Origin of the sequence: Roseomonas sp. TAS13 (assembly GCF_001950415.1) — a bacterium.
Lineage (GTDB): Bacteria > Pseudomonadota > Alphaproteobacteria > Acetobacterales > Acetobacteraceae > Roseomonas > Roseomonas mucosa.
In genome coordinates this window covers 1-5,516 of the sequence record NZ_BDLP01000296.1, presented here as the reverse complement: position 1 = coordinate 5,516, position 5,516 = coordinate 1, and the positions used below count along the sequence as shown (strand labels likewise).

General features: G+C 69.8%; 4 protein-coding genes and 1 tRNA gene. 4 read left to right on the top strand and 1 reads right to left on the bottom strand.

The features are described from left to right. Window positions 1-201 precede the first annotated feature (201 nt). Both ROTAS13_RS18515 and ROTAS13_RS18510 read left to right on the top strand, forming a co-directional pair. Window positions 202-1,233, top strand: coding sequence for a site-specific integrase (locus ROTAS13_RS18515; protein ID WP_075823054.1), 1,032 nt, complete (start codon window positions 202-204; stop codon window positions 1,231-1,233). 552 nt (window positions 1,234-1,785) lie between these two features. After that, a tRNA-Leu gene (locus ROTAS13_RS18510) sits at window positions 1,786-1,869 on the top strand. Between the two features lie 173 nt (window positions 1,870-2,042). Here ROTAS13_RS18510 and ROTAS13_RS18505 read toward each other — a convergent pair. Further along, the gene (locus ROTAS13_RS18505) at window positions 2,043-3,053 is read right to left on the bottom strand and encodes an SAM-dependent methyltransferase (protein ID WP_099782180.1); all 1,011 of its coding nucleotides are present in this window, start codon (window positions 3,051-3,053) and stop codon (window positions 2,043-2,045) included. A gap of 307 nt (window positions 3,054-3,360) precedes the next feature. Here ROTAS13_RS18505 and ROTAS13_RS18500 point away from each other — a divergent pair, with 307 nt between their 5' ends. Both ROTAS13_RS18500 and ROTAS13_RS18495 read left to right on the top strand, forming a co-directional pair. Next, window positions 3,361-4,443, top strand: coding sequence for a YihY/virulence factor BrkB family protein (locus ROTAS13_RS18500; protein WP_019462188.1), 1,083 nt, complete (start codon window positions 3,361-3,363; stop codon window positions 4,441-4,443). A 113-nt stretch (window positions 4,444-4,556) separates the two neighbouring features. Then, window positions 4,557-5,483, top strand: coding sequence for an NYN domain-containing protein (locus ROTAS13_RS18495; protein ID WP_099781704.1), 927 nt, complete (start codon window positions 4,557-4,559; stop codon window positions 5,481-5,483). Window positions 5,484-5,516 lie beyond the last annotated feature (33 nt).

Genomic DNA, 5,516 nt, shown 5'->3' with positions numbered 1-5,516 from the left:
CTTCCGACGCCTCGTCCGCGACTATGAACGCCTGCCCGAAACACTCGCAGGCCTCCATCTCGTCGCCTTTGCTTGCCTCATGCTCAAGCACCTCACCTCAATCACCCAGGTCCACAACAGCCTCTAGAGAACCTGCTCTCCCGCTCCTGACGTAGCCGTCCGCCCGGTCGCACGGGCGTCCCCACCACGAGGAGAAGTATCATGGCTGTCCGCGCACGCGGCACAGGCTGGACCGCCGACATTGCCCATAGGGGCAAGCGGTGGCGCAAGGATTTCGACACCAAGAACGCCGCCGAAGTCTGGTTCCTTGAGAACCTCGCTCGGGTGAAGAAAGGCGAGATGCCCGAGATGGGCGGCTCCGCCTCTACCACCCGCAGCGCCGTCCCGGTGGGCACCCTCCGGCACGCGAAAGACGCGGCGCACGACAGGTGGTGGAAGCTGAACCGCTCGGTGGTCCCCACTCTGCGCCTGGCTGATGAAGCGCTGGCATATTTCGGAGAGAGCACTCCCTGCGCGGATATAACCACCGCACAGATCGACGCCTGGACGGATGCCCTGCGCGCCAGGGGCCTCTCCGGGAGCAGCATCAACCACCGGCTCGCCGTCATCTCCAAGATGCTCCGGGCCGCCGCCACCAAGGGGTGGATCTCCTCCAAGCCCGTGATCGAGAGGGCCACTCCGGCGCCTGGGCGCGTCCGCTGGCTCACCGAGGCGGAGGAGGAGAGGCTCCTGGCGGCGCTCCTGCGTCACGGGTGGACCGCAGAGGCGCGCCTCACCCGCTTTCTGATCGAGGAGGGGTGCCGCATCGGGGAAGCGTTGTCCCTGGTGGAAGGGCATTTCGAGGCGCGCAAGCGCGTCACCTTCTGGAAGACCAAGAACGGGAAGCCGCGCACTGTCCCGCTGACGAAGCGCGCCCTGGAGTACCTGCCGCCCTTCTCAGGCGACAAGGAGGCCAGCGTCTTTGGGCTGACCTACTACGGGTTCGAGAGCCGCTTTCACAAGGCGCGCAAGGAGGCCGGGCCGGGGGACGATGTGGTGATCCACACCCTCCGGCACACCTCGTGCAGCCGCAAGGTGCGGGACGGAATGCTCCTCCTGGCCGTGAAGGATTGGCACGGCCACTCCTCCCTGGCCGTCACCGAACGCTATGCCCACCTCGCGCCCCACATGCTGGAGAACGAGTTAAGCAGGCTGGAGCAGGCCCTCCTCGGGACGCAGGAGGCCGCCTTATGAAGCCGTGCCGAGGCGGCTGCGGGGAGACTGATCCTGCGGCCTTTGGGTCGGACAAGGGGCGCCCTTCGGGGCGCGCCATCTATTGCCGGGCATGCATGGCAGCCCGGACACGCGCCTACCGGATCGCCCATCCGGAGCAGCGCGACCGGCGCGGGGAGAAGGAGAAGAAGAAGTTCTCCCCGGATACCGTGGCTGCCGCCATCAACGCGGCCCAGGTTCGCGCCAGGAGAAAGGGCCTCCCCTGCACCATTCGTAGAGACAACCTGCCGCCCCTTCCGGATGTGTGTCCCATCCTGGGGATACCCCTCCAACGCGGGAAGGGGCGCCCCCTCGACAGTAGCCCCAGCCTCGACCGCATCGTCCCGCACCTCGGGTACGTTCCCGGAAACGTCCGGTGGGTATCGCACAGGTTCAACCGGCTCCGCTCCAACATGACCGAGGCGGAGGCGGAGGCTATTCTGGCGGACTTCCGCGCGCTAAGGGGTGCGGACGAGGGCGTGTCTCAGTGTCTCGACGTGAGACAAGGCGAGAGACAGAGACAATGTTGTCGCTGCCTGCGTGGCGGAACGGTAGACGCACCGGCCTTAAAAGCCGTTTCCCTTCAAGGGAGTACGGGTTCAAATCCCGTCGCAGGTACTCCCCTTCCGAACCACCTTCCGACTTAAAATTGTTAGCCTTCAGTGGCTTGCCGGTTCGAATCCGGCCGCCCGCATCCCCCGGCGCGACGCGGACCAAGCCTGCGAACCCCGCTTCCGGGATGAGCGTCCCATCGCCCGCATCTCTGGCCGGGCCAAACGGGGCGGGGCATCTCACCCGTCCGCAGGGCTCCGCCGCTCCATCCCGGACCGGCTCCAGTGGAACATCAGCTCGTGCTTGTTGTAGGCGCCATGGGTCAGGCGGGCGCCTGGAATAGCGGCGAATTCGGACGCCGTGTCGTGGTCCGTGCCGCCCTGGAACTTGATGGTGCAGAGCATGTGCCGCGCCTTGCCGGCCTCGATCCAGCGCCGCACCAGCCCGAGCAGCCGGGCCGGGTAGCAGATCACGTCGCTCAGCAGCCAGTCCACTTCCGGATGCGTGCGCGGGTCCAGGCCGAAGGCGCTTTCCTGCCGCACCGAGACGCCGGGCATGGCGGCCACGCGCGGGTCGAGCGGAGCCTTGTCCACCGCCACCACCTGCGCGCCCAGCTTCGCCAGCGCCCAGGTCCAGCCCCCGGGGCAGGCGCCGAGGTCGAGGCAGGCATCGCCCGGGCCGGGCCAGTGGCGGGCCGCCAGAAAGGCCTCCCAGAGCTTCAGATAGGCGCGGCTGGGCGGCCCCTCGTGATCCTCCACCAGCACCGGCGCGCCGGCGGGATAGGGGCTGGTCTTCTCCGGGCTGGCCAGCATCAGGTCCGGCCGCAGCAGCGTCCATCCCCCGAGCGGCGCGGTGGGGACGGGGGCGGGGAAGGCTACGGGCTTCGCCTTGACCGGGGGCAGGGCCGCCTCGATCAGCGCGGCGCGGCGATGGTTTCCCGTGGAGCACAGGGCCCAGTTGCGCTGGATGCCGCGCAGCGCCCCGGCGGCGCCCTTGATCGAGGGAACCGGCAGCAGCCGGGGTGCCGTCCAGATGTCCAGTGCCCAGGGGCATTCCACCGGCGCGTCGGGCGAGAGGGCCAGATCCCCCTGCCAGGCCGACAGGCGGGCACCGGCCCGGCGCAGCGTTTCCTCCAGATCCGCCTCGAAGCCCGGATGCGCGCGATAGGCGGCCCGGATCACGGGCAGCGGGGCGGTATCGGCCGGGACATCCGCTGGAACGGGCCGTGACGGGGCGCGGGAGGAGGTCATGACGGCCGCCATTACCCCGGCAGGCCGCCGCCGTCAGCCCGCCTGAACGGAGACGGGCGCCAGAGAAGGGTATACGGAAGGATGTCGGATCGGGCGCCATGCGGCAGGCGTCGGGCGGCGAAGGGAGGCGGGAAACCGGCAGGAGGCCGTGGAGAACAGCCCCGCTGCGATGCGGAGGGGCGGGGCACGGCATCGCGCGGGAAGTGCCGCGGCGCCCGGCAACCGCAACCTTGCTCCGCTCGTTCTGCTCCCGGTCCGGGCAAGCCGTCCCGCCGGCCGGACCGCGACCGGAACGAGGTTTGGTGACATGCTGCGCAGGATCTGGGCCCTGATCATGGACACGGTGAACGGCTACATCGCCGATTCCTGTCTCAGCCGTGGCGCGTCGATCGCGTACTACACCATCTTCTCCGTGGCGCCGCTGATGGTCATCGCCACCGCCATCGCCGGCTTCTTCTTCGGCGAGGAAGCGGTGCGTGGCGCGCTGGACGACCAGCTGCGCGGCCTGATCGGGGACCAGGGGGCCGCCACCATCCAGGACATGGTCCGGGGCGCCAGCGACGGCACCAGCGGCACCATTGCCACCGTGGTCGGGCTCGTGACCCTGTTGCTGACCGCCAGCGGCGTGTTCGGCGAGCTCCAGGGCGCGCTCAACGCCATCTGGAAGGTCGAGCCCGACGCGGACGAGGACACCACCGAAACCGTCAGCCGGCTGTTGCGCGCCAAGGCGGCCAGCATGGGGCTGGTCGCCGCCACTGGCTTCATCCTGCTGGTCTCGCTGGCGGTCAGCGCCGGCATCTCGATGGTCAGCACCTGGCTCCGGGGCGGTGCGCCCGAGATCACGCTGCTGATGTCGCTGGTGAACTTCGTGATCTCGCTGGGCATCATCGCGCTGCTCTTCGGCGCCATGTACAAGATCCTGCCGGACCGCAGCCTGCCCTGGCGCGACGTGGCGATCGGCGCCTTCGTGACCGCGCTGCTCTTCACTCTCGGCAAGTCGGTGATCGGCTGGTATCTGGGCAGCAGCAACATGGCCACGACCTATGGCGCGGCCAGTTCCGTGATGATCGTGCTGCTCTGGGTCTACTACTCCTCTCAGATCTTCCTGCTGGGCGCCGAGTTCACCCGTGCCTATGCCGGGCTGGAAGGCAGCCAGCAGCAGGCACCGGTACCGGCGGACCCGAAGGCGGCGGACCCGAAGGCGGCGGAGCGGAAGGTGGCGGCCCCGGCTCCGGCTTCCAGCATTGTCCAGCCGGCCCCGCTGGTGGCGCGGGAGGGCACCTTGTGGCGGGTGGCGGGTGTGCTGGGCGTCACCCTGGCGGCCGGGCGCGAGATCCGCCACGGCCGCCGCCCCTGGCTGGGCCTGTTCCGGCGCTCGGCGGGCGGCTAGGGGCCACCCCGTCATTTCGTGATACGCTCGCCAGCCATTGCTGGAGCATCACACATGACAGGGCCATCCGGGCGGCAACACCTGTGACCCACTTCTCTTCCAGGGGCGGCGCCATGGAACAGCGGGTCGCGCTCTTCATCGATTTCGACAACGTCTTCAGCGCGCTCTGCCTGCAGGCACCCGAGGCGGCGGAAATCTTCGTGGCCGAGCCCGGACGCTGGCTCGACTGGATCGCGCAGCGTCACGCGCCGCAGCCGGGACGCGGCATGACGCCGCCCACCGTGCAGCGGCGTATCCTTGTGCGGCGCTGCTATCTCAATCCGGTCGGCTCCCTGGTTCTGCCCGATGGCGAGCGGGTGTTCTTCGGCAGCTTCCGCGACAAGCTGGTGCGCGCTGGGTTCCAGATCACCGAATGCCCGCCGCTGACCCGTGGCGGCAAGACCAGCGCCGACATCGTGCTGGTCATGGACGTTCTGGATGCGCTTGGCCACGCCACGCGCTTCGACGAGTTCGTGCTGGTGTCGAGCGATGCCGACTTCACGCCGGTGCTGCACCGTCTGCGCGCGCATGACCGGCGCACCGTCGTGGTCGCGGTCGGCAACGCCGCCGAAGCCTACCGCGCCGCGGCCGACGAGGTGGTCGGCAGCGACGTCTTCGTCGGGCAGGCCCTGGGCTGGAGCCAGGAGAGGCGTGCCACCCCCGCCCAGGCGGCACCCCCCGCGGCCGGCGGGCCACCGCCGGTCCCGGAGCAGGGTGGGCTGGACATTCCGGGAGGGGACCCCGCCGCCCCGCGCGAGGCCATCCTGTCGCTGGTGATGGAGGAGCTTGCCCACGCCCCTGCGCCGCTGCACCTGCCGGCCCTGGGCAAGCGCCTGCAGGCACGGCTGGGGCCGATGCTGCGGAGCTCGGCCTATGGCGGTGCCGGCAGCCTGGGCCGCCTGCTGGCCACCGCGGGCGACCCGCGCCTCGAACTCATCCCCGGCGCCGGCGGAGGCTGGCTGCGCGATCCCGCCCGGCATCCGCCCGTCTCCCGAGACTGATACCGGGCACGGCCCCGCCCGGCACGGTCCGCC